Here is a 23,530-nt window from a genome sequence, read left to right on the forward strand (position 1 = left end):
GGGGCTGACCGGCGACACGAGGTGGGAGTCGATGCACAAGCGTTGCCCAAAACGGCCTCTGGTCTTGGCATTTGGGATGCGGGTCTACGCTCGTTGCTGTGGAGGCACAGTATCCGGCCCACTGGGAGGCCGACGTCGTCCTGGCGGACGGCGGCACCGCTCACGTACGCCCCATCAGGCCCGCCGACGCGGACCGCCTTCGCTCCTTCTACTCACGCCTGTCCGACGAGTCGATCTACTTCCGGTTCTTCGGACCGCGGCCGCGCCTGTCGGACCGCGACGTGGAGCGCTTCACCAACGTCGACTACGTCGACCGCGTCGCGCTGATCGCCACGATCGGCACCGAGATGGTGGCGGTCATCCGCTACGACAAGACCGGTCCAGGCGAGGCCGAGGTGGCCTTCCTCGTCGAGGACGCCCACCAGGGCCGCGGCGTCGCGTCCGTGCTCCTCGAGCACCTGGCCGCGACCGCCCGCGAGCAGGGCATCGAGACCTTCGTCGCCGACGTGCTGCCCGCCAACATGCGCATGATGGGCGTGCTGCGCCAGGCGGGCTACACCGCGCAGAGCCGGTTCGCCGACGGCGTCGTCCGCATGACGCTCGACCTGACCCCCACCGAGACCTCCGCCGAGGTGACCACCTCCCGCGAGCACCGCGCCGAGTCCCGTTCCATCGCCCGGCTGCTCACGCCCGGCTCGGTGGCGGTCATCGGCGCCTCCCGCGAGCCGGGCGGCGTCGGCCAGACCGTGCTGCGCAACCTGCTGGCCGCCGACTTCACCGGCCCCGTCTACCCGGTGCACCGCGAGGTGCGGGCGGTGGCGGGCGTACGCGCCTATCCGAGCGTCACCGCGATCGACGGCGACGTCGACCTCGCCGTGGTGGCCGTGCCCGCCGAGAGCGTGCTCGACGTGGTCGAGGAGTGCGCCCAGAAGGGCGTGCACGGGCTGGTCGTGGTGTCGTCGGGGTTCGGCGAGACGGGCGCGGAGGGCCGCGAGCGGCAGGACGAGCTGGCGCGCACCGCCCGCTCGTACGGGCTGCGCGTGGTCGGCCCCAACTGCCTCGGCATCGCCAACACCGACCGTTCCGTACGGCTCAACGCCACGCTCGCCGCCACGGTCCCCGGCCGGGGGAAGGTCGGCTTCTTCAGCCAGTCGGGCGCTCTCGGCACCGCGCTGCTGCAGCGGGTGGCGCAGCGCGGCATGGGCATCTCGTCGTTCGTCTCGGCCGGCAACCGGGCCGACGTGTCCGGCAACGACCTCCTGCAGTACTGGGAGGAGGACGACGCGACCGAGGTGATCCTGCTCTACCTGGAGTCGCTGGGCAACCCGCGCAAGTTCACCCGCCTGGCCCGGCGCATCAGCCGGCGCAAGCCGGTCGTGGTGGTCAAGAGCGGCGGCACTCCCTCGGGGCACTCGGCCGAGGAGCTGGGGCTGCCCGACTCGGCGATCAGCTCGCTGTTCGCCCAGGCGGGCCTGATCCGGGTGGACGACCTCATCCAGCTCTTCGACGTGGGGCAGCTCCTGGCCTACCAGCCGCTGCCCGCCGGGCCCAAGGTCGCGCTGGTCACCAACTCCGACGCGCTCGGCCTGCTCGCCGCCGACGCCTGCCTCGCGGCCGGCCTCGAACCGCGTCCCCCGGTCAACCTGGGGCCCGCGGCGGGAGCCGCCGAGTTCGGCGCGGCGCTGGAGGGGGAGCTCGCCTCCGCCGGCGTGGACGCCGCCGTCGTGATCTACATGCCGCCGCTGCCGGGCGACGCCGAGGCCGTGGCGGCCGAGCTGCTGCGGGTGTCCCAGGGCTCGGGGAAGCCGGTACTGACGACGTTCGAGGGGCATCTGGGGATGCATCCCGCGCTCCAGGTGACCGAGCCTGGGGCCTCGCGGGAGCGGCCGGCGCCGGCGCGGGGGTCCATTCCCTCGTACGCGGCTCCGGAGGAGGCGGTCCGCGCCCTCGCCCAGGCGGCCAGGTACGCGGCCTGGCGCGCCCAGCCCGCCACCCCGCCGCCCGCCCTCGACGACCTCGACCCGGCCCGCGCCCGCGCCCTGGTCCACGACCTCCTGTCCGTCCCCGAGCCCACGCCCGGGCCTGCTGCGGAGACCGCCGGGACGCGGCGCGGGGTGCGTTCGGCGGCGTTCGCCGAGCCCGGGCCGCCGGTCGAGATCGACGCGGCCGAGTTGCTCTCCTGCTACGGCCTGACCGTGTGGCCCGCCGAGATGGTCCGCTCGCCCGAGGAGGCCGTGGCCGCCGCCGAACGCCTCGGCTGGCCGGTGGTGCTCAAGGTGGCCGACCCCGGGGCCTCGCGCCGGGCCGGCACCGTACGCCTCGGCCTGACCGGCCCCGAGATGGTCCGCCACGCCTACGCCGAGTTCGCCGACCAGCTCGGCGAGAAGGTGCTGGCCGTCCAGCGGATGGCGCCGCAGCCCGCGGTCCCCACGGTGGTGGGGGTGGTCGAGGACCCGGCGTTCGGGCCGGTGGTGTCGTTCGGGCTGGGGGAGGTGACCGCGCGGCTCCTGCAGGACCAGGGCTACCGCCTGGCGCCGCTCACGGCGGAGGACGCCGCCGCCCTGGTCCGGTCGGTACGCGCCGCCCCGCTGCTCTTCGGCCAGTACGGCTACCCGCCCGTCGCCGTCGACGCCCTGGAGGAGCTGCTCGTACGGGTCGGCCGCCTGGCCAACGACCTGCCCGAGGTGGCCCGTCTGGACCTCGACCAGGTGCTCGTCGGCGAGTCGAGCGTGATGATCCTCGGCGCCCGCGCGACCCTGCGCACGCCGGCGGGGCCACGGCTCGACGGGGGCCCGCGCAGGTTGTCGTGACCAGGGCCGTCCAGGGCCGCTATGGACGCGGGCGTCTTCGGCTTGCCGCGAAACAGGTGGCCGGTGTGCCCCTTGCTGCCTGTCCGAAAGACGTTATAGAGCGTTATATCCGGCGGGTGAGTGCACGGCCGACCCCTGGCAGGATGGAGCCATGAGGGAAACCCGAGTCTCAGCCGCGGGCCTGCGTGAAGCGATCGAGCGCAGCGGCTACTATCCCGACCTCGTCACCGATGCGGTCGAATCCGCGCTGGGCAAGGAGGCAGTGACCGCGTTCGTGGTGCACCACGAGGCCACGTTCGATCCTGCGATGGAGGTGCGCAGGCACGTCACGGTCCTGGTGCTGACGGGCACGCGGCTGCTGGTCTGCCACACCGACGAGCACCCGGCGGTCGAGGGCGTCTCGACCTCGCACGCCTCCACCACCACGGAGGCCGTCCGGCTGAGCCGCGTCCAGTCGGTCGCCGTCACCCGCGTGGTCCCCGACCCCGCCTCCTACGTCCCGGGCGTCCCGCCCACCGAGGTCACGCTCACCATCGGCTGGGGGGCCATCTCCCACGTCGATCTCGAACCCGCCACCTGCGGCGACGAGAACTGCGAGGCCGACCACGGCTACACCGGCGCCATCACCGCCGACGACCTGTCCCTCCGGGTCAGCGAGGCGGCCGACGGGCCGGAGGCGGTCACGCACGTCCTGGCCTTCGCCAAGGCCCTGTCCGAGGCCACCGCCCGCGCCGCCGGCGCCTGACCCACCCACCCGGCGACCGAGGCCCGCTCCGCCGTCCGTCGCGACACGCCGGCCGGTCGCGGCCGAGGGCCGGCTCCGCCGCGCGTCGTGAAAGCGGCCAGGGGCGCTCCGCTGCCCGTCGCGACACACCGCCGCGCTCGGTGGCCTGCTATGCCGTGCGCCGCGGAAAGCCGCCGCACGTGGTCCCGGCCTGCCCGTGGCGTGTGCTCCGGCCGTCTCCCCCCGTACGGCTAGGATGTGGACATGCTGCTGCCAGGCTACGGCGGGGGGTCGCTGGCCGACCTGCCCGGCGCTCTGCTGGCCGCCTTGGGAGTGCCCGAGCCCGCCCGTCATGAGAACGCCGGCCTGACTCTGGCGCCCGCCGACAGCGTCTGCCTGTTCCTCGTCGACGGCCTGGGCGCCGACCTGCTGCGCGCTCACCCCGAGGCCGCCCCGTTCCTGTCCTCCCTGACCGCCCGCACGCTCACGGCCGGGTTCCCCGCCACCACCGTCACGAGCCTGTGCTCGCTCGGCACCGGCATGACCCCCGGCGAGCACGGCATGCTGGGCCTGACCCTCGCCGTCCCCGGCACCGGTCACCTGTTCAACTGCCTGCGCTGGAGCCTTCCCGGCGGCCTGAGCATGGACCCCGAGCAGTGGCAGCCCGCCAAGACCGTCTACCAGCGGGCCGCCGAGGCCGGCGTCCGGCCGAGCTACGTGGCCCCCGCCGAGTTCGAGGGCACCGGCCTGACCAGGGCCGTCTACCGCGGCGTCCGCTACCTCGCGGCCGACACCGTGGACGAGCGCATCGCCCGCGTGCACGAGGCCCTGCGCGAGCCCCACGCCCACGTCACCGTCTACTACGGCGACCTCGACGCCGCCGGCCACATGGTGGGCTGGGGCAGTGACGAATGGCTGCGTCAGCTCGCCGTCGTGGACGACATGGCCGCCCGGCTGGCCGAGGGCCTGCCGCCCGGCTCCGCCCTCTACGTCACCGCCGACCACGGCATGGTCAACGCCACCGAGAAGGTCGACGCCGAGCAGGTCCCCGAGCTGATGGAGGGCGTCGCGCTGCTCGGCGGCGAGGCGCGGGCCAGGCACGTCTACGCCGAGCCGGGCGCCGCCCGCCACGTGCTGGAGGCGTGGGCCGAGACCTTCCACGGCAAGGCGTGGGTGGTCTCGCGCCAGGAGGCGGTGGACTCCGGCTGGTTCGGGCCCCGCGTACGCGAGGAGTGGCTGGGGCGCATCGGCGACGTCGTGGCGGTCCCGCACGACGGCCTGGCCATCGTCGCCCCTTCCCGCCACCCCGTCGAGGCGCTGTTCACCGGCTACCACGGCTCGATGACCGCCGCCGAGCAGAACGTCCCGCTCCTGGAGGTACGCCCGTGACGGGCCCGCTGATCACCGCCGCCGACCTCGCCGCGCTCGGCCCCGACGTGACGTTGCTGGACGTCCGCTGGCGGCTCGGCGGCCCGCCTGGCGTCGAGCTCTACCGCGAGGGCCACCTGCCGGGCGCGGTCTTCTGCGACCTCGACCACGACCTCGCCGCGCCCCCCGGCGGTGGCGGCCGCCACCCGCTGCCCGATGCGGAGGCGTTTCAGGCCGCGATGCGCCGGCTCGGGGTGCGGCACGGGCGGCCGGTCGTCGTCTACGACGACGCCGGCTCCACCTCCGCCGCCCGCGCCTGGTGGGCGCTGCGCTACTTCGGCCACCAGGACGTACGCGTGCTCGACGGCGGCCTGCCCGCCTGGACGGCCGCGGGCCTGCCGCTCACCAAGGAAGCCCCCGGCGTCGCCGAGGGCGACTTCACCGCCCGGCCGGGCGGCATGCCGGTCCTGACCGCTGACGAGGCCGGCGCGATCGCCACGGAAGGCGTGCTGCTCGACGCGAGGGCGGGGGAGCGGTTCCGGGGCGAGGCCGAGCCGATCGATCCGGTGGCCGGGCACATCCCTGGCGCGGTGAGCGCCCCCACCACCGAGAACGTCGGCCCCGACGGCAGGTTCCTCGACCCCACGGCGCTCCGGGCCCGTTTCGCCGCGCTCGGGGCGGGGGAGGACGTGCCGACCGGCGCCTACTGCGGCTCCGGCGTGACGGCGGCGCACGAGGTGCTGGCGTTGGAGCTGGCCGGGCTGCCCGCCGCCCTCTACGTCGGCTCCTGGTCCCACTGGGTGACCGACCCCGCCCGCCCGGTCGCGACCGGCGGCTAGCGCCGGGAACCGCGGGCGTTAGCCGCGCGGCGCTGGCATCGGACCTCGTGATCATCTGGATCAACGGCACCCACGGCGCGGGCAAGACGACGACCAGTGCACTCGTGCAGCGGCTGATCCCGGACTCACGGGTGTTCAACGCCGAGAAGGTCGGCGAGGCGCTCATGGACATCACGCCGGGGCTGCCCGCGACGGGCAACTTTCAGCACTGGCCGCCGTGGCGGCCGCTCGTGGTCGAGACCGCCCGCCGCGTGCTCGACTACACCGGCGGCACGCTGGTGATGCCCATGACCGTCCTGGTCGAGGAGTACTGGCGCGAGATCAGCACGGGCCTCGCCCGCCATGACATCCCGGTACGCCACTTCGTCCTCCACGCCGACCAGGACACCCTCCGCGGGCGCATCGAGGGGGACAAGCTCCTCGGCCCCGTCCCCTCCCCGTTCCGTCTCCACCACCTAGAGCCCTACGCCGAAGCGGCCCGTACGTGGCTGCACGCCGAGGCCGAGGTCGTCGACACCACGCACCTCACGCCCGCCCAGGTCGCCCTGCGGATCGCGGAGGCCGTCGAGGGCTGAGTCAGTAGAGCGGCCGGTCGCCCGCGCCGAAGCAGGTGAACTCGTACACGCCGGTCTTGGCCGCGGCGGCGGCGAGGGCCGCGTCCGGCGGCTGCCCGACCGCGACGAGCTCGTGGAAGGCGCTCATCACCGCCCGCGCCGCCTCGTCCTGCACCGGCACCATCCCGGCGATCACGCACGACGTCCCCTGCGCCAGGAACGTCCCCGGCAGCCCGAGCGGCGCCCCCTCGACCGGCGCGCGCGACATGCCGGAGTTGCACGCCGACAGCACCACCAGCTCCGGCGCCCGGTCCAGCGTCAGCAGGTCGTAGGCCATCAGCAGCCCGTCGTCCAGGGTGATGCCGGACATCAGGGGGCTGCGGGCGTGGAAGACGCCGTGCGCGGCCAGGTGCAGCACGTCCACCTCGCCGAGGGCGTCGAGGACGCGGCCGCCGCGCGCGGGGATCTCGGCGGCGACGCGATGGCAGGCCAGGACGTGCGCCACCTCGGCGTGCGCGTGCGTCAGGCCGGGCCCGGCCGCCGCGGCGACCCGGGGCACGCCGGCGCCGCGCCGGTCGTGCCGCGCCCGTGCCCGCAGCCAGCCTGCGGCGCTGGCCGCCACGCCGACCGGACGTTCGCGCAGGCTGGGCAGCGCGCTCCAGGGCAGCGTGTGCAGGGCTCCGACCGGCACCACCACCAGCGGCCCGCCGCCCAGCTCGGCGTCGAGCGGCCCGAACAGCAGCCGGTCCACCTCCTGCGCCGCGACCTCCAGATCGTTCCCGCCGTCCGGGCCCGCGGACGCGGACCAGTCGCGCCGCTCGCCGTGCCGCCGCAGCGCGTAGCGCAGCCGTACGACGGCCTCCTCGACCGCCCGCACCCCGCCCAGCCAGCGCAGCAGCACCCGCTCCCCGCCGACCAGCACCGCGAGCAGCGACTCCCCGTCGATCACGAACTCCACCAGGGCGCCCGGGCCCAGCTCCGCGCGCACCCGCTCGGGATCGGTCGCCGGTGAGCCGTGCGCGGGCGCCGTGACGGCCCGCCACCGCTCGGCCCACTCGAACACGTCGTCCGGCCGGCCCTCCCGCACCGCCAGCGAGAGCCCGAACGCCGCCAGCCGCTCCCCGGCCCGCGCCGCGTGGGCCCGCAGCGACGGGTCGTCGAAGCACTCCACGCCCTCGCCGATCTCGGTCAGCCCTTCGCGTACCGCGCGGAAGGCGCCCGGCACGTCCTCGCGCAGCGCCGCCTCCAGCGCCAGCGCGTGCTGCCGCACCGGCGCGGGCACCTGCCACTCGCCGGCCAGCCGCCCGCCGGAGTACGGCTCGTCGGGCCGCTCGTCCACGGCCGCGTGCCGGGTCAGCCGGGCGAGCTGCGCCGAGGCCGCCGGATGGTCGTCGACCGCGAGCGCCGCCTCGGCCGCCGTGAGCCGCAGCGCCGCCGCTCCCGGGAGCTGGGCGAGGCCGTCCTCCAGCTCGTCGGCGCAGGCGATCAGGCCGGACACCAGGTCGGGCGTGACGGGCCCGAGGGCGAGGCGCGAGCGCAGCACGACCTCTCTGGCCAGCGGCAGCCACGAGGTGCGTTCCTGCCCGGCCAGCTCCTCCGCCGCCTGCTCGCCGACCTGCAGCGCCCGGTGCGGGTCGCCGGTGAGCAGCTCGACCTGGGCCAGCTTCAGCCGCGCCTCGGCGAGCGTCACCCGCGCCCCGCACGCCTCCAGGTCGGGCACGGCCAGCTCGAGCATCGCCCTGGCCTCGCCGGGCAGGTGAGCGGCCAGCAGGGCGCCGGCGAAGTCGGCCCGCATGGTCGCGAGCCGCTCCGGATAGCCGAACAGCGTGTCCTCGGCCTCCCGGTAGTAGTGGAAGGCGCCGGCGATGTCGCCCCTGCGTACGGAGAGGAAGGGCAGGTTGGCGGCCGAGAGCCGGGCGAGGTGGCGCAGGCCCGCGTGCTGGGAGATCTCCAGGCACGCGGTGAGGTCGCGCATGGCGGCCTCCCACTCGCCCCGCCAGCAGCGGACCAGGCCCCGGTTGAGCAGCCCGCCGGCGAGGAACCTGCGGTCGTCCACGGTGCCGGGGGCGTGCACGAGGGCGCGCAGCGCCCGGTCGCAGGAGGCGATGGCCTCCTGGTGGCGGCCCAGGTGGGCGAGCGCGACCGCGCGCTGGGTGTCGAGCTTGGCCCGGTCGAGCGGGCGCAGGTAGGCCCAGGCCAGGGCGGCCACGCGGAGGGCCTGGAGGGGGTGGCCGAGCTCGGTGCGTACGGTGACCAGCGACAGCCGCGCCTGCGCCACCCGCTCGCGCGGCGCGCCCGGCACGGCGATCGCGGCCCGCAGGTGGCGCTCGGCGCTGTCGAGGTCGCCCAGCTCGCGGTCGGCCAGCGCCATGGCCCGCAGTGCCACGGCCTCGGCCTCGCAGGCGCCGGACCGGCGGGCGGCGGCGAGCACCGTGCCGGCGGCGCGCAGGGCGTGCTCGGGATCGACCAGCGAACGCAGCATGGCCGCCTCGGCCGCCTCGACGAGCAGACGGGGGGCGTCGCTCATGGCCGGCCCCGAGGGGAACGGTCGGCTGAGGACATGCCCCTCCCGTCGGGGCCGCGGGTCCAGGTGGCCGGGCGGATCACGGTCGGATGCGCACCCAGCGGGTCTGTACGGGCGCGTGCCCCGGCCGATGGCAGACCACGCTGAGCCAGCCCGGAGGCAGCCCGGTGGCCGCGAAACAGCCGTTGCGGCTGATCCGCCGGGACAACGTCAGATGCGGGGTGCGTACGTCGACCAGCGTGTCCTCCCCGGGATAGGGGAGCACCTGCCCGGCCACGTCGATGAGCCCGTCGCCGACCGTCACCTCCAGGTCGAACGTCAGCCCGTCGGCGACGAACCGCACCAGGTGCGAGCCGTCCTCGCCCCGCGCCCCCGCGCCGGCGAGCATGGCCTCGGCGACCGGGGCGGCGGTGAGCGAGCCCGCGACGCGCAGGCCGTAGACCTCGCGCGCGGCGGTGGTCACGTGGGCCGGGGGCGGGTCGGTCCCCGCGGCCAGCCGGAGCGCCGCCAGGAAATACTCGTCGTCCATCATTGCGCCATCTCCTGAGATGAGATCAGAGTGCGCAGTTTTTCCAGGCAGCGGGCCCGGGTGGGGCCGACGCTGCCGATGGGCATCCCGAGCCGGGCAGCGGTCTGCCGGCTCCCGAGGTCGATCGCGACCAGCTGCAGCAGCGTGCGGCAGGGCTCGTGCATGGTGGAGACCGCCTTCCAGAGCAACTGCCGGTCGTCGTCGCGGAGGACGGCCGCGCCCGGCTCGGGCTCCTCGACCGCCGCCAGGACGTGGACGCCGGAACGGCGGCCCTCGCGCAGGATCTGCAGCGCCTCGCGGCGCACGACCGTGGCCAGCCACGCGCCCAGCCGCTCGGGCTCCCTGATGTCCTCCAGGCGCTGCAGCAGCCGCAGCCAGCCGCCCTGCACCACGTCGGCCGCGTCGGCGGCACCGAGCCCGCTCGCGCGGGCCACCGCCCACATGAGCGGGCCGAACTCGGCCTCGAGCGCGTCCCACGCCGACCGATCGCCGTCGGCGGCGGCTCGCAGCAGCTCCGCTGGGGCGCGCTGGGGGTGCACGAGGACTCCTTCACGTCAGGGACGGGGAGGCGATCATTCCTCCCCGTGATCGAACGTGGACTGAGCGTAAACTCTACAGACTCGCCGGAACGACAACTCCCAGATCGGGAATTTGCCGGGCGCCATCCCCGTCGAGCATCCGCCGCACCACCTCCTTGGCCGGCTCGGCGACGGCCGCGGCCGCGATCGTCCCCGACACCAGCGCCGCGGCGAACGACGTGCCGCTCCACGTCGCGAACCCGCCGAACTCGCCGAGGTCCGGATAGCTGCTCTCCAGCCAGTCGCCGCGTGCGCAGGCGTCCACCCACGTGCCGTAGCCGGAGTAGGCGGCGCGCCGCCGCCCCGTCGCCTCCAGCGCCGCCACGCCGACCACGGCGGGCAGCGCCGCCGGCCAGAACGGGCGGTCGGAGGCGGTGTTGCCGGCGCAGGCCACGGTCACGGTGTCGCTCAGCGCCGCGATCGCGTCGTTCAGCAGGGGCGGTGGCCGGTCGTCGAAGGTGTGGCCGCCGAAGGACAGGTTGATCACGTCGGGCGGGTCCTCGCGCAGGCGGTGCAGCGCGCGGATCACGCTCGCCTCGTCGCCGACGCCGTCGCCGTCCAGCACCCGCCGCACCCGCAGCGACACGCCGGGCGCCAGGCGCGCCAGCAGGCCCGCGATGAACGTCCCGTGCCCCGCCTGCTGTCCCTCGGCCGCGTCGGCGTCCTCCGGGCCCACGCGGGCGAACCACTCCGTGCCCGACCACCACGGATGCTTGGCCACGCCCGTGTCGAGCACCGCCACCGTCGCCGCGGAACGGTTCCTGACCGGCCGGTACGGGATCGGCTCCACCGGGAACGGCCGCGACGCCGGGCCGCCGAAGAACAGCGGCTGGCCGCGGAACACGTGGTTGGGTGAGGCCCGCAGGCCCCTGGCGTGCAGCTCGGAGGCGAGCTCGCAGGGGTCCACCCCGGGCGACAGGTGCGCGACGCAGACCCCGTCCGCCTCGGAGACGGCCTGGGTCCAGCGGGCGACGGCGGACAAGGTGCTCCGGTCGCCCAGCAGCTGACCTGGACGGATGAGCGCCTCGCCGACAGATTGGAAGTTCATGGCGACGTATGTTTCCCGCCCGCACCAGGTGTCACGCGACACTCCCGCACCAACTTGGTATGGCCCCCCACTGGTGCCGGGTGGCGACCGACGGTAGTCTCTCCCTAGTCACTTGTGATCATCCCTATGTACGAGGCCGTTGGGGAAGGCGCACCTCGTACCGAACGGGAGGTCCGGTGTCTGCACGTGGCGTCCTTTACGTCCACTCGGCTCAGCCCGCGCTGTGCCCTCATATCGAATGGGCGGTCGCGGGTGTCCTTGGCGTGCCCGTAGACCTGACGTGGACGCCGCAGCCCGCCGCGCCCAACGTCGTACGGGCGCAGGCCGAGTGGGAGGGCAGGCCCGGCATCGCGGCCGCCATCGCCTCCTCGCTCATGGGCTGGCAGCGGCTCAGGTTCGAGATCACCGAGGACGCCTCGCCGGGCGTGGACGGCTCCCGGCACTGCTATACGCCGACCCTGGGCGCCTTCACGGCGGTCATCGGGGTCAACGGCGACATCATGGTCCCCGAGGACCGGCTCAGGGCCGCGATGATGCTGGCCGCCCAGGGGCGCTGTGTGCTTGAGGAAGAGCTCGACAAGCTGCTCGGCCGGCCGTGGGACGAGGAGCTGGAGCCCTTCCGGTACGCCGGGGACGGCGCTCCCGTCCGCTGGCTGCACGCCGCCGTCTGACCGGCGCCCACCCGACCTCCCCCTGAAAAGGCCCCCACCGTTCGCCGGTGCGGGGCCTTTTGGGCTGTGTGCGGCGCCCGCCGTTCCTGACGCAGCAGAAAAGCCCCGCGCTCGCCGCCGGAAGAGGGCGAGTGCGGGGCCTTTCGGAGAAAGCCGGTGTTACAGGGGGATGTTGCCGTGAGCGCCCCGGGCGGGGGTCGCCTGGGTGAGGACCTTGGCGATGGCGCCGCGCGTCTCCCCGGGGCTGATCACCTCGTCGATGACCCCGAGCTCCTGAGCGCGTTCGAGCCCGCCGGCCAGCTTCTGGTGCTCCTCGGCCAGCCGCTCCTCCAGCGCCGCCCGCTCCTCCTCGGCCGCGGCGGCCAGCTCGCGCCGCTTGAGGATCCGCACCGCCGCCACGGGACCCATGACCGCGACCTCGGTCGTGGGCCAGGCGAAGACCTTGGTGGCGCCGAGGGCGCGGGAGTTCATGGCGATGTACGCCCCGCCGTACGCCTTGCGCGTGACGAGCGTGACGCGCGGCACCGAGGCCTCGGCGAAGGCGTGCAGGAGCTTGGCGCCGCGCCGTACGACGCCGTCGTGCTCCTGCCCGACGCCCGGCAGGTAACCGGGAACGTCCACCAGGACAACCAACGGCACGCCGAACGCGTCACACATGCGTACGAACCGGGCGGCCTTCTCGGCGGACGTGGCGTCGAGGCAGCCGCCGAGCCGCATCGGGTTGTTGGCGATGACGCCGACGGTCCGGCCCCCGAGGCGGCCGAGCGAGGTGACGATGTTCGGCGCCCACTTGGGGTGCAGCTCGATGCCGGGCTCGTCGAGCAGGCCGTTGACGAGCGGCTTGACGTCGTAGGCCCGCCGCGCGGACTCCGGCAGCAGCGTGGAGAAGTCCACTTCCTCGATTTCTCCCGCGCGCACCCGCCCCTGGTGGCCGAGGAGCGTGGCGAGCTGGCGCGCCCTGACGTAGGCGTCGGTCTCGGTCTTGGTGACGACGTGCACGACGCCGCTGCGCTTGCTGTGCGGCTCGGGGCCGCCGAGCGCGGCGGCGTCGACGCTCTCGCCGGTGACGCTGCGGACGACGTCGGGGCCGGTGACGAAGATGCGGCCGGTGTCGGCCAGGATGACCAGGTCGGTGAGCGCCGGCCCGTAGGCGGCGCCGCCCGCGGCCGGGCCGACGACCACGGAGATCTGCGGGACGACCCCGGACGCCTTGGTCATGGCGGCGAAGACCCTGCCGACCGCGTGCAGCGACTCGACGCCCTCGGTGAGGCGGGCGCCGCCGGAGTGCCAGATGCCGATGACCGGCACCCGCTCGCGTACGGCGACGTCGTAGGCGTGGACGATGTGCTCGCAGCCTTCGCTGCCCATCGCACCGCCCTGGAAGCGGGCGTCACTGCAGAAGGAGACGACGGGCACGCCTTCGACGCGGCCCATGGCGGCGAGGACGCCGCTCTTGTCCTCCGGGGTGATCAGCCGCAGCGAGCCCTCGTCGAGCAGGGCCGACAGGCGGACGAGTGGGTCACGGGGATCGGCGGGCTCCTGATCGGAGCCGGGCCTCACCACCCCGTTGTCGAGCACGGTCATTTAAGCCCCCTTGAACACGACGGACACGTTGTGCCCGCCGAAGCCGAACGAGTTGTTCACTGCGGCGATGTCGCCTTCGGGCAGCTTGCGATTCTCGCCGTGGACGAGATCCACCTCGATGCCGTCGTCGAGGTCGTGCAGGTTGATGGTGGCGGGGACGATCCGGTCCTGCAGCGCCTTGATGGTGAAGACGGACTCGATGCCGCCCGCGCCGCCGAGCAGGTGCCCGGTCATGGACTTGGTCGAGGTGACCAGCGGGTGCGTGCCGATGGCCTTGGCGATCGCCCGGACCTCGCCGACGTCGCCCGCGGGGGTCGAGGTGGCGTGCGCGTTGACGTGCTTGATGTCCTGGCCGGAGACGCCGGCGTTGTTGAGCGCCTGGGTCATGGCCATGATGATGCCCCGGCCCTCGGGCTCGGGCTGGGTGATGTGGTGCGCGTCGGCGGAGTAGCCGACGCCCGCGCAGTAGGCGTAGATGCGCGCGCCGCGCGCCTTGGCGTGCTCCTCGGACTCCAGCACGATGATGCCGGCGCCCTCGCCGAGCACGAACCCGTCGCGGTCGCGGTCCCACGGGCGGGACGCGCCGGCCGGGTCGTCGTTGCGGGTGGACATGGCCCGCGCGGCGGCGAAGGCCGCGATGTTGAGCCCGTGGATGGCGGCCTCGGTGCCGCCGGCCACCACGACGTCGGCGCGGCCGGCCCTGATCATGTCCATGGCGCTGCCGATGGCCTCGGCGCCGGAGGCGCACGCCGACACGGTGGCGTGCACGCCCGCCTGAGCGCCCAGGTCGAGGCCGATCCAGGCGGCCGGGCCGTTGGGCATGAGCATGGGCACGGTGAACGGCGACAGGCGGTTCCAGCCCCGCTCACGGTAGGTGTCGTAGGCGTTCAGCGTGGTGGTGATGCCGCCGATGCCGCTGGAGACCACCACGCCCAGCCGCTCGGGAGCCACCTCGGGGGCGCCGGCGTCCTGCCAGGCCTCCCGTGCGGCCACCAGCGCGAACTGCTCGCTGCGGTCGAGCCTGCGGGCCTCGGGCCGGGGCAGCACCTCGGCCGGATCGACGGCGGCCGTCCCCGCGAACTTCACGGGGACGGTGTCGATCCAGTCCGCGGCGAGGGTCTCGACACCCGACTGACCGGCGAGGAGCGCCGCCCAGGTCGAGGTGACGTCTCCACCGACGGGCGTCGTCGCGCCAAGCCCGGTGACGACGACACGTACCCGGTTCGCACTCACGTTTCGCGCTCCTTGCTGGTGATCAGTTGTGTGCTGCGGTGGTTTTCAGCCCTGGATGAAGTTGAGGACGTCCTTGACCGTCTTCAGGTTCTTGAGCTGGTCGTCGGGGATCTCGACGCCGAACTCGTCCTGGGCGGCCACGGCGATCTCGACCATGGACAGGGAGTCGATGTCGAGGTCGTCCACGAAGCTCTTCTCGGGGGTCACCTCGGAGGCCGGAATCCCGGTGATCTCGTTGATGATCTTGCCGAGGCCCGCAAGGATGTCCTGCTCGGTGGCAGCCATGTCGTTGTTCTCCTTTAGTTTTTCTTGGATCCGCGCGGCCCGAGGACCGCGCAAGCGAGTGGTGCGGGCGGGATCCTACGGGATCTCGATCACTTGGCCCGCGTACGTGAGCCCCGCGCCGAAGCCCAGCACGAGCGCCAGCCCGCCGGATTGCACCTCGCCGCGCTCCAGCATGCGCGAGAGCGCGAGCGGGATGGAGGCGGCGGAGGTGTTTCCCGCGGTGACGATGTCGCGCGCCACCGCGGCCTTGTCGGCGCCCAGCTTACGGGCGATCGCCTCGATGATGCGCAGGTTGGCCTGATGGGGGACGAAGGCCGACAGCTCGGACGGGTCGACGCCCGCCCGCTCGCAGGCCTCCAGGGCCACCGGGTGCAGCGCGGTGGTGGCCCAGCGGAAGACCGTCTGCCCCTCCTGGTGGAGGAAGGTCGTGCGGTCCTGGATCGCGATCGCGTCGGACTTGTCGCCGGCGCTGCCCCAGACCACGGGGCCGATGCCGGGGGTCTCGGCGGGGCCGACGACCGCGGCGCCCGCGCCGTCCGCGAAGATCACGGCGGTGGAGCGGTCGGTCCAGTCGACCCACTGCGACAGCTTCTCGCTCCCGATGACCAGGACGTTCCTGGCCGAACCACCGCGTACGGCGGCGCTGGCGGTGGCGAGCGCGTAGCAGAAGCCCGCGCAGGCGGCGTTGACGTCGAACGCGCCAGGCGACTTGATGCCGAGGCGGTGCGCCACGATGGCCGCGGCGTTGGGGATCTGCGTCTCCAGCGTGCAGGTGGCGACGATCACCAGGTCGACGTCGTCGGGCGACAGCCCGCTCGCGGCGAGCGCCTTGCCGCCCGCGATGGCGGCCATGTCCTCGACCGACTCGCCCGCGGCGGCGACCCTGCGCTCCTTGATGCCGACGCGCGACTGGATCCACTCGTCGTTGGTGTCCATGGTCTTGGCGAGGTCGTCGTTGGTGACGACGTTGGCCGGCTGGTAATGGCCGAGCGCCAGCACCCGGGCGCCGGGGGCGATGTCGGGAATCCTCACTTGATCAGCTCCCTGGCCGCTTCGAGGTCGTCTGGTGTCTTCAGCGCCACGGTCTCGACGCCGCGCAGCCCGCGCTTGGCGAGGCCGGTCAGCGTGCCGCCGGGCAGCAACTCGATCATCCGGGTGACGCCGAGCCCGGCCATGGTCTCCATGCAGGCGTCCCACCGGACGGGGCTGCTGACCTGCTTGACCAGGCGATCGACGAACTCGGCGCCGCCGGCGACCGATCGGCCGTCGGCGTTGGAGAGCAGTGTCACCCGCGGGTCGGCGGGCGTGAGGGCCTCGGCGGCGGCGCGCAGGCTCTCCACGGCCGTCGCCATGTGCCGGGTGTGGAAGGCGCCCGCCACGGACAGGGGGCGCAGCCGGGCGCGGGCCGGGGCGTCCTCGGCGAAGGCCGCGAGCTGCTCCAGCGTGCCCCCGGCGACGATCTGGCCGGCGCCGTTGATGTTGGCGGGAGTGAGCCCGTGCCTGTCGATGGCGGCCAGCACCTCGTCCTCGGCGCCGCCGAGCACGGCGGTCATGCCGGTCTCGGTGATCGCCGCGGCCTTGGCCATGGCCTGGGCCCGCTCGCGGACGAGGGAGAGCGCCTGCTCGGCCGTGAGCACCCCGGCCAGCGCGGCCGCGGCGAACTCGCCCACGCTGTGTCCGGCGAGCACGTCGGGCTGCACGCCCAGGGCCTCGGCCGAGGCGAGCGCGGCGGCCACGAGCAGCGGCTGGGCGACGGCCGTGTCACGGATCTCGTCGGCGCCGGCGGTCGTGCCATAGGCGATCAGGTCGATCCCGGCGACCTCGGACCAGGCGCCGAGCCGGTCGGCGAGACCGGGCAGCTCGAGCCAGGGAGTGAGGAAGCCTGGAGTTTGGGCACCTTGGCCCGGAGCGACGAGTACAAGCACGCATTCCACCATGCCCTGTAGAGGTTCGACACGCGGCTGGAGATCCATACGAACTTTGTCCAGGCTTATTTGTAGGAACCCCACAGTGATGATTTCGGCCCGATTACGTTAGGGGTCGCCATGTAACGGCGGCTTCCGCGAGCCTGCCGAGGATCAGGCCGACCTGGAGCGTGAAGGCCGAGCGGCCCTCCGTGGGCTGGTAGCCGGTCAGCTCGGTGATCTTCTTCAGCCGGTAGCGCACGGTGTTGGGATGGACGAACAGCAGCCGCGCGGTCGCCTCCAGCGACGTGCCCTGCTCCAGATAGGTCGCCAGCGTGTCGAGCAGCGGCGTGCCGGCCAGCGGCAGGTAGACGTTCTCGATGAGCTGCTCCCTGGCGTCCTCGTCGCCGTCGAGCGCCCGCTCGGCCAGCAGGTCCTCGGCGTGGGCGGGACGGGGCGCGTCGGGCCAGCCCGCGGAGGCCTTCAGCCCGGCCAGCGCCGCCCGCGCGGAGCGGGGGGCGGCGTGCAGGTCGGGCACCTCGGGGCCGATGACGATGGGCCCCATGCCGAAGCGGGACACGACCTGCTTGGCCGCGACGTCGACGTCGTCGGCCCCGCCGACGATCACGACGAGCCGGTCGGCCTGTACGCCGGCCAGCAGGTCCATGCCGATGCGGCGGCCGCGTTCGCGCAGCCCGTCGATGACCGCGCGGGGATCGCCCTCGGGCGCGTGGCCGGCGATGACGACCACGGGGGAGGAGGTCCAGCCGAGCGCCGCGGCCCAGGAGTGGAGCCCGTCGTCGACCTCGCCCCGGACCAGGGCGTCCACGATCAGCGCCTCCAGCCGGGCGTCCCAGGAGCCGCGCGCCTCGGCCTCGCGGGCGTAGACGTGCGCGGCCGCGAAGGCCACGTCGCGGGTGTAGCGCAGCATGGCCTGCTGGAGCTGGTCCTCGCCGCCGGGCGCGGCCAGCTCGTGGGTCTGCGCCTCGACGACCTCGACCACGACGCGCACGATGTCGACGGTCTGCTGCAGCGAGATCGAGCGCTTGAGCTCGCGCGGAGCGGTGCCGAAGAACTCGATGCTGGGCGTCGGCCGGTCCTCGCCGGCGCTGGAGAACCACTCGACGAACGCCGCGATGCCGGCCTGCGCGACGAGCCCCACCCAGGAGCGGTCCTCGGCGCTGAGCGCGCGGAACCAGGGAAGCTGCTCGTCCATGCGGGCCAGCGCCGCGGTGCCGAGCGAGCCCATGGCCCGCTCGAGCCTGCGTGTGGTGTCCTCCCGGGTCCGGTCTGTCACGCACTCTAGAGTGCCAGGTGGCTCGCGATGAACGCGACGCCACTCGGCCTGCGCGACTGGCCGAACCCGTGCTCAGATCACCGCGACTGCGGTGATCAGGCCGATCGCCACGTGCGTCACCGCCAGCAGCCGCGCGCCCGGCTGCAGCTCGGGCTCCTGGACCAGGTCGCGTACGGAGATGCCGACGATCCGGTCGAAGACCAGCATCGCCACGGTCTGCACCACGATGCCGACCAGGCCGAACACCGCCGTGCCCGCCAGTCCCTCGGCGAGCCGTCCGCCGGAGGCCCAGATGGAGGCGGCCACGATCAGGCCGACCGCCGCCATGGCGGAGGAGGCCAGCAGGGTGGCGTTGGGGTTGCGTCCGCTGCGGATGATCTCGCTCAGCTTGCCCGGCGTGGCCCAGTCGATCACGTAGAAGCCCACGATCATGAGCAGGACGCCCACGGCGGCGTACGAGGCGACGGCACCGGAGCCGCGGGCGAGGGTTTCCAGAAGGGTCACGTCTGTTCCTTGGTTCGTTCTAAGGGGGATGTCAGTCGGCGATGCGGTGCGGGACGAAGGAGGAGGTGTCGTCGGTGATCAGGCCCGTGCTCTCCCTGATGCCGAGCCCGGCGGCCTCGTCGGCGACCACCCAGGCGCCGAGCACCGGGCGCTGGCCGCCGAACTCCGGCAGCGCCTCGAAGCCCTGATGGACGTAGCCCTCGCGGCCGTAGCGGCCGGGCGTCTCCTGCGTGCCCCCGGGGGTGACGATCCTCATGGAGGCGCCCTCCCTGCCGAGCAGCGGCTTGGAGATGTACGAGGTGAGCTCGCGCGGCCCGTCGAGATAGGCGGGCAGCAGCGAGGGGTGCCCGGGATAGAGCTCCCACAGCACGGCGAGCAGCGCCTTGTTGGACAGCAGCGCCTTCCACAGCGGCTCGACCCAGGTGGCGTGACGCACGGCGTGGCGGCCGAAGTCGTCCGAGAGCATCCACTCCCACGGATAGAGCTTGAACGCCGAGCGGAGCACCTGGTCGCCGGCGTCCACGAAGCGGCGTTCGCGGTCGTCCCAGCCGATGTCCTCCATCGCGACCGAGATCGTCGCGTGCCCCGCCTGCTCGGCGGTCTCCTGCAGGTAGGCGACCGTCATGGCCTCCTCGCCGGTCTCGTCGGCGTTGGTGAAGGCGAAGTGCACCGGGCCGGGCGGCAGCCGCAGCGCGCGCCAGCGGTCGATGAGCCGCTCGTGCAGGGAGTTCCACTGGTCGTCGCCGGGGTGCACGTCCTGCAGCCAGAACCACTGCACGACCGACGCCTCCACCAGCGAGGTGGGCGTGTCGGCGTTGTACTCCAGCAGCTTGGCCGGGCCGGTGCCGTCGTAGCGCAGGTCGAAGCGGCCGTACAGGTGCGGGTCACGCCGCTCCCAGGAGCGCGCGACCTCCTCCCACGCCCACTCTGGCACGGCGAAGTCGGCGAAGCGGCCGGTGCTCACCACGTGCTCGACGGCGCGCAGGCACATGCCGTGCAGCTCCTCGACCTGCTCCTCCAGCGCCTCGATCTCCTCCATCGAGAAGACGTAGTGCACCGACTCGTCCCAGTAGGGCCGGGTGAGGCCCGTGGGGTGGGCGGCGCGGTGGTAGGCCAGGCCCTGCCCCTCGATCGTCTTCTCCCAGCCGTCCCTGGGAGTGCTGTGCTCGCGACGCATGCCTCAGCTCCCGCCGCTCCAGCTCTTGCCGAAGCCGCCACGCTGGATGGACTTGCCGCTGCGGGAGGAGATGTCCACGTCGGTGGGCCGGTAGGTGGTGCCGCCCCGGATCTTGTTGCCGGTGCGGGTGCCTCCGTAGTACCACATGTACGCCCCGCGCGATCCGCCGTAGTAGTGCGCGTGGCCGTCGTCGTCGTCGCAGTAGTCGTCGTCCACGACCTCGTACGTGCCGTCGGCGAGCTGCACCACGCAGTCGGCGGTGACCTCGTCGTCGTCGGCGGTGGCGGCGCAGTAGCCGACGAGGACCACGGAGATGACGCCCAGGATGGTGAGCTGGACGACTTTTGAGGATTTCCGGTCCTGCGGCGGCTTCGATCTGTTTTGCGGCGGTTTTGCCATGTAGCTCCTGCTTTCAGTGGCCGATCAGCCTACCGGTGGCTCTCGGCCGCGTTCAATCGCCGAACAGGGCCTGTCCGAAACCGTGGGGTAGAAGGGACGCATGAACCCCGTCGAGGCGTTGCGCGAGATCGCCTTCCTGCTCGAACGCGCCGGTGAGCCGACGTACCGCGTGCGGGCCTTCCGCCGTGCCGCCGCGGTCGTCGCCGAGCTGCCCGAGGAGGAGCTGCTGCGGCTGGCCCGCGACGGCGGGCTCGGCGACCTGCCCGGCATCGGGAAGGTCACCGCACTGGTGATCAACGAAAGCCTCGACGGCCAGGTTCCGACATATTTGCGGCGGATGCGGGCCACCGAGGGCGTGGAGCTGGACGCCGAGACCGCCGCGCTGCGGGCCGCGCTCAAGGGCGACCTGCACAGCCACTCCGACTGGTCCGACGGCGGGTCGCCGATCGAGGAGATGGCCGAGGCGGCGCGCTCGCTCGGGCACGAGTACTGGGCGCTGACCGACCACTCGCCGCGCCTCACCGTCGCCAAGGGATTGTCGGCCGAGCGGCTGGAGCGCCAGCTCGACGTGGTGGCCGCGCTCAACGAACGGCTCGCGCCGTTCAGGATCCTCACCGGCATCGAGGTGGACGTCAACCTCGACGGCTCGCTCGACCAGGAGCCCGAGCTGCTGGACCGGCTCGACGTGGTGGTCGCCGGCGTGCACTCCAAGCTGCGCATGAACGGCGAGGAGATGACCCGCCGCATGGTGACCGCCGTCGCCGACCCGCGGGTGGACGTGCTCGGGCACTGCACCGGGCGGGTGGTGCGGGGCGGCGGCGAGCGGGGCGTGAAGCGGCCGGAGTCGGAGTTCGAGGCGGAGCTGGTCTTCGAGGCGTGCCGCAGGTTCGGGGTGGCGGTCGAGATCAACTCCCGGCCCGACCGGCTCGACCCGCCCAAGCGGCTGATGCGGCTGGCGTACGAGATGGGCTGCCTGTTCGCGATCGACTCCGACGCGCACGCGCCCGGCCAGCTCGACTGGCAGCGATACGGCTGCGAGCGGGCGGCCAGATGCGGGATCGAGGCCGACCGGATCGTGAACACCTGGCCGCTGGAGCGGCTGCTCGACTGGACCCGCGCCCGCCCCGGACGCCTCAGCAGGTGACCGTGCGGTTGTAGGACCCGACCTTGTACGTCCACTCCCGCGAGCGCCCGACGGCCAGCGTGACGCAGGGCGTGTCGCGGGCCCAGTCCATGATGACCTTGACCCGCATGGTGCTGTCGCAGCCGTTGCGCACCCACACGATCAGGCCGTGCGGCTGCTCGTCGGCGATGCGGGCGACGCAGGAGGGAGCGGTGCCGCGAGCCGCCGCGGCGGCGGAAGGAACCGTGGGGACGAGCGTGGCGCAGCCGGCCAGGACAGTGATGAAAATCGTTCTCAGGCGCATGGCTGGACGCTACTCCTTCTCGCGGCCGGGCGATAACTCCGCGTTATCGAGATGTCACCCTTCGGTAGGGAGGGAAGGATGGTCAGGTTCGCGCGATTTTGCTCGATCGGAAAGCCAGGCGCCTCGGGAAGCAGCTCCGAAGCCGGAAACGGTGGCCGGCCGGCGGGGTGACAATAGCGTGGCCGGGCGGACAGGAGGCTGTGGCGGGGGAGCGTCGCGGGCCGCGATTGTCGGTGGCGGCACGTAGCGTCACGGCTGTGAATCGTACCGACCGGCTCTACGCGCTCGTCGAGGACCTGCGCGCCATCGCGCCCCGCTGCCGCTCCGCCCGCGCGCTCGCCGAGCGGTTCGAGGTCAGCGTACGCACGATCGAGCGCGACATCACCGCGCTCCAGGAGTCGGGCGTCCCCATCTACGCCGAGCCCGGCCGCAAGGGCGGCTACGCCATCGACAAGAAGATGTCCCTGCCCCCGCTCAACTTCAGCCCGGCCGAGGCCGTGGCCATCGCGGTGGCGCTCAGCCAGGCGGGCGACCAGCCCTTCGGCCGCCACGCCCACAGCGCCTTACGCAAGGTCGTCGCCGCCATGCCGGGGCAGGAGGGTGAGCTGGCCCGCGAGCTGGCCCGCCGGGTGCAGCTCGTCCGCCGTCCCGGCGAGGACGGCGAGGAGTCCCGGCCGCTCGGCCCCGAGCACGTCTCGCGCGCCATCGAGGAGGCGCTGCTGCGGCGGCGGGTGCTGCGGCTCGACTACGCCGACGCCAAGGGCGCGCTCACCTCGCGCGACGTCGAGCCAGGCGTCTTCCTCGGCGGGCGCGGCGGGTTCTGGTATCTCGTGGCCTGGTGCCGGCTCCGCGACGACGTGCGCGTCTTCAGGCTCGACCGCATCGCGGCCGCGACCGTCACCGCTGAGCGCTGCCCCGAGCGGCCGCTGGAGGGCTTCGCCACCGACGTCCCGGAGCTGATCGTGCACGGCACGCTCCTCGACTAGGTGATTCAGATGTTCGAAAAGTCAAGAGGAAACACCGACATAGGGTTGTCGCTCAACGGATGCATCGTTGTCTTGTTCGAGAAAGAGGGAGATGGCGATGGACAACACGGTGACCTGGTTCGAGGTCGCGACCGGCGACCCCGAAGGCGCCCAGCGGTTCTACGGCGGTCTGTTCGGCTGGACGTTCGCCGCCGGCGACGGCGGCGGGCCGATGGACTACCGCATGATCGGCTATGCGGGCGGCGGGGAGCCGGCGGGCGGGCTCTTCAACACCAAGGGGGAGTTCCCCGACCACGCGGTCTTCCACGTCCAGGTGGCCGACGTCGAGGAGACCTGCGCGCGGACCGAGGCGCTCGGCGGCAAGGTGATCACCAAGGTCGTCGGCGAGGGCGCGGGCACCGACTTCGCCTATCTCCAGGACACCTCGGGCAGCCTCTTCGGGATCTTCCACCGCAGGTGACGACCCGTGCGCGGGCCGGGGGAAGCACCTTCCCCGCCGATCCCGGCCGCCACGGGGCCGCGCGCGCCCGCCCTACCCCTCAGGGCTCACGACGAGGGGTTCGCGGGCGGCGCGGAGTCACCCCGCGCCCTGGACACGCCGCCGATCGCCGAGCGGCGGCGCGTCCAGGGCCCTGACCCGGCCGCGACGGCCCCGAGCCGACTGGACGGGGTCAGGAGGCCCCGGTGGCGAGCCGGGCGGGGTCAGAAGGCTGCGGTGGCGAGCCAGCGGGTCAGGAGGGCGTGGTCACCGTGGACCGTGAGCGCGTCCGGTGAGCGGCGGCCGTAGAGCAGCAGGAACAGGTCCGCGGCCGGGCCCCGGACGCCGACGTCGCCCTTGGCGTGGCCGCGCGTCCACTCGATGCGCCCGCCGGGGCCCTGTGTGATCGTCCACTCGCCCCGGACGCCCCCGGGGACGGGTGCGGCGTCGGAGGTGTCGGTGGCGTGGAGGTGGATCGTGGCCCCCTCCACGCCGAGCTCAGCCAGCCGCCGGGTGACCCACACCGCGGCCGGCAGGTTGTGCAGGAACTCCTCGATGCCGTCCGCGGCGGTCGCCGGCGGGACCACCGGGTCGACGCCGAGCGCGAGCTC

The 23,530-nt window shown here is 73.4% G+C and carries 23 protein-coding genes and 1 pseudogene; 9 read left to right on the forward strand and 15 right to left on the reverse strand.

All coding sequences use genetic code 11. The features are described 5' to 3' along the window. Positions 1-98: 98 nt before the first annotated feature. From ACBR40_RS38915 to ACBR40_RS38935, 5 genes are all read left to right on the forward strand, one after another. On the forward strand, positions 99-2,810 hold the full coding sequence (locus ACBR40_RS38915; protein ID WP_371251942.1) for a GNAT family N-acetyltransferase: 2,712 nt from the start codon (positions 99-101) through the stop codon (positions 2,808-2,810). A 151-nt stretch (positions 2,811-2,961) separates the two neighbouring features. Then, the gene (locus ACBR40_RS38920; protein WP_344212690.1) at positions 2,962-3,555 is read left to right on the forward strand and encodes a DUF5998 family protein; all 594 of its coding nucleotides are present in this window, start codon (positions 2,962-2,964) and stop codon (positions 3,553-3,555) included. Between the two features lie 243 nt (positions 3,556-3,798). Beyond that, positions 3,799-4,923: a nucleotide pyrophosphatase/phosphodiesterase family protein gene (locus tag ACBR40_RS38925; protein WP_344212688.1), complete on the forward strand. Its 1,125-nt coding sequence runs from the start codon at positions 3,799-3,801 to the stop codon at positions 4,921-4,923. Continuing rightward, positions 4,920-5,741: a sulfurtransferase gene (locus ACBR40_RS38930; RefSeq protein ID WP_371251943.1), complete on the forward strand. Its 822-nt coding sequence runs from the start codon at positions 4,920-4,922 to the stop codon at positions 5,739-5,741. The genes ACBR40_RS38925 and ACBR40_RS38930 overlap by 4 nt, the downstream gene beginning before the upstream one ends. Positions 5,742-5,788: 47 nt before the next feature. Beyond that, positions 5,789-6,316 carry an ATP-binding protein gene (locus ACBR40_RS38935; protein ID WP_371251944.1) on the forward strand — a complete coding sequence of 176 codons (528 nt, stop codon included), beginning with the start codon at positions 5,789-5,791 and terminating at the stop codon, positions 6,314-6,316. A 1-nt stretch (position 6,317) separates the two neighbouring features. Here ACBR40_RS38935 and ACBR40_RS38940 read toward each other — a convergent pair whose 3' ends face one another. The 4 genes from ACBR40_RS38940 to ACBR40_RS38955 all read right to left on the reverse strand — a co-directional run bounded on the left by ACBR40_RS38940 (position 6,318) and on the right by ACBR40_RS38955 (position 10,974). Further along, positions 6,318-8,822, reverse strand: a complete 2,505-nt coding sequence (locus ACBR40_RS38940; RefSeq protein WP_371251945.1) for a CHAT domain-containing protein — start codon at positions 8,820-8,822, stop codon at positions 6,318-6,320. A gap of 76 nt (positions 8,823-8,898) precedes the next feature. Continuing rightward, on the reverse strand, positions 8,899-9,351 hold the full coding sequence (locus tag ACBR40_RS38945) for a hypothetical protein (protein ID WP_344212680.1): 453 nt from the start codon (positions 9,349-9,351) through the stop codon (positions 8,899-8,901). Then, positions 9,348-9,887: a sigma-70 family RNA polymerase sigma factor gene (locus tag ACBR40_RS38950; RefSeq protein WP_344212678.1), complete on the reverse strand. Its 540-nt coding sequence runs from the start codon at positions 9,885-9,887 to the stop codon at positions 9,348-9,350. Before ACBR40_RS38950 ends, ACBR40_RS38945 begins: the two co-directional genes overlap by 4 nt. Before the next feature lie 73 nt (positions 9,888-9,960). Next, entirely contained in the window at positions 9,961-10,974 is a 1,014-nt protein-coding gene (locus ACBR40_RS38955) for a S8/S53 family peptidase (RefSeq protein ID WP_344212676.1), read from the reverse strand. Between the two features lie 176 nt (positions 10,975-11,150). On the opposite strand from ACBR40_RS38955, the gene ACBR40_RS38960 reads away from it, so the two are divergent. Then, entirely contained in the window at positions 11,151-11,645 is a 495-nt protein-coding gene (locus ACBR40_RS38960) for a DUF3145 domain-containing protein (RefSeq protein WP_091092164.1), read from the forward strand. A gap of 159 nt (positions 11,646-11,804) precedes the next feature. Here ACBR40_RS38960 and ACBR40_RS38965 read toward each other — a convergent pair whose 3' ends face one another. From ACBR40_RS38965 to ACBR40_RS39005, 9 genes are all read right to left on the reverse strand, one after another. Then, positions 11,805-13,229, reverse strand: a complete 1,425-nt coding sequence (locus ACBR40_RS38965) for an acyl-CoA carboxylase subunit beta (protein ID WP_371251946.1) — start codon at positions 13,227-13,229, stop codon at positions 11,805-11,807. Beyond that, positions 13,230-14,462 (reverse strand): beta-ketoacyl-ACP synthase II, encoded by a 1,233-nt coding sequence (gene fabF, locus ACBR40_RS38970; RefSeq protein WP_344212671.1) that lies wholly within the window; start codon positions 14,460-14,462, stop codon positions 13,230-13,232. Positions 14,463-14,507: 45 nt separating this feature from the next. Next, positions 14,508-14,747, reverse strand: a complete 240-nt coding sequence (locus tag ACBR40_RS38975) for an acyl carrier protein (protein ID WP_020541957.1) — start codon at positions 14,745-14,747, stop codon at positions 14,508-14,510. A 75-nt stretch (positions 14,748-14,822) separates the two neighbouring features. Then, complete coding sequence (locus ACBR40_RS38980; protein WP_344212668.1) at positions 14,823-15,779, reverse strand: beta-ketoacyl-ACP synthase III; 957 nt, start codon at positions 15,777-15,779, stop codon at positions 14,823-14,825. After that, on the reverse strand, positions 15,776-16,672 hold the full coding sequence (locus ACBR40_RS38985; protein WP_371251947.1) for an ACP S-malonyltransferase: 897 nt from the start codon (positions 16,670-16,672) through the stop codon (positions 15,776-15,778). The genes ACBR40_RS38980 and ACBR40_RS38985 overlap by 4 nt, the downstream gene beginning before the upstream one ends. Before the next feature lie 103 nt (positions 16,673-16,775). Beyond that, a complete protein-coding gene (locus ACBR40_RS38990) occupies positions 16,776-17,900 on the reverse strand; it encodes a helix-turn-helix domain-containing protein (RefSeq protein WP_344212819.1) in 1,125 nt (374 codons plus the stop codon). 120 nt (positions 17,901-18,020) lie between these two features. Continuing rightward, positions 18,021-18,452: a DUF350 domain-containing protein gene (locus ACBR40_RS38995; RefSeq protein WP_344212664.1), complete on the reverse strand. Its 432-nt coding sequence runs from the start codon at positions 18,450-18,452 to the stop codon at positions 18,021-18,023. 31 nt (positions 18,453-18,483) lie between these two features. Beyond that, the gene (locus ACBR40_RS39000; protein ID WP_371251948.1) at positions 18,484-19,629 is read right to left on the reverse strand and encodes a glutathionylspermidine synthase family protein; all 1,146 of its coding nucleotides are present in this window, start codon (positions 19,627-19,629) and stop codon (positions 18,484-18,486) included. A gap of 3 nt (positions 19,630-19,632) precedes the next feature. Beyond that, positions 19,633-20,028 (reverse strand): hypothetical protein, encoded by a 396-nt coding sequence (locus ACBR40_RS39005; protein ID WP_344212660.1) that lies wholly within the window; start codon positions 20,026-20,028, stop codon positions 19,633-19,635. 100 nt (positions 20,029-20,128) lie between these two features. Between ACBR40_RS39005 and ACBR40_RS39010 the strand changes: the two genes are divergently transcribed. Continuing rightward, entirely contained in the window at positions 20,129-21,172 is a 1,044-nt protein-coding gene (locus tag ACBR40_RS39010; RefSeq protein ID WP_371251949.1) for a PHP domain-containing protein, read from the forward strand. Here the strand turns inward: ACBR40_RS39010 and ACBR40_RS39015 are convergent. Beyond that, on the reverse strand, positions 21,162-21,455 hold the full coding sequence (locus tag ACBR40_RS39015) for a hypothetical protein (RefSeq protein ID WP_371251950.1): 294 nt from the start codon (positions 21,453-21,455) through the stop codon (positions 21,162-21,164). The genes ACBR40_RS39010 and ACBR40_RS39015 overlap by 11 nt on opposite strands. A gap of 257 nt (positions 21,456-21,712) precedes the next feature. Between ACBR40_RS39015 and ACBR40_RS39020 the strand changes: the two genes are divergently transcribed. Both ACBR40_RS39020 and ACBR40_RS39025 read left to right on the forward strand, forming a co-directional pair. Next, positions 21,713-22,441, forward strand: a complete 729-nt coding sequence (locus ACBR40_RS39020; RefSeq protein WP_344212654.1) for a YafY family protein — start codon at positions 21,713-21,715, stop codon at positions 22,439-22,441. A 97-nt stretch (positions 22,442-22,538) separates the two neighbouring features. Then, positions 22,539-22,901 carry a VOC family protein gene (locus ACBR40_RS39025; protein ID WP_344212652.1) on the forward strand — a complete coding sequence of 121 codons (363 nt, stop codon included), beginning with the start codon at positions 22,539-22,541 and terminating at the stop codon, positions 22,899-22,901. A gap of 242 nt (positions 22,902-23,143) precedes the next feature. Here ACBR40_RS39025 and ACBR40_RS39030 read toward each other — a convergent pair. Further along, a pseudogene (locus tag ACBR40_RS39030) lies at positions 23,144-23,530 on the reverse strand (hypothetical protein); the annotation flags it as partial.

Origin of the sequence: Nonomuraea sp. AD125B, assembly GCF_041402765.1 — a bacterium.
GTDB classification, from domain to species: domain Bacteria; phylum Actinomycetota; class Actinomycetes; order Streptosporangiales; family Streptosporangiaceae; genus Nonomuraea; species Nonomuraea bangladeshensis.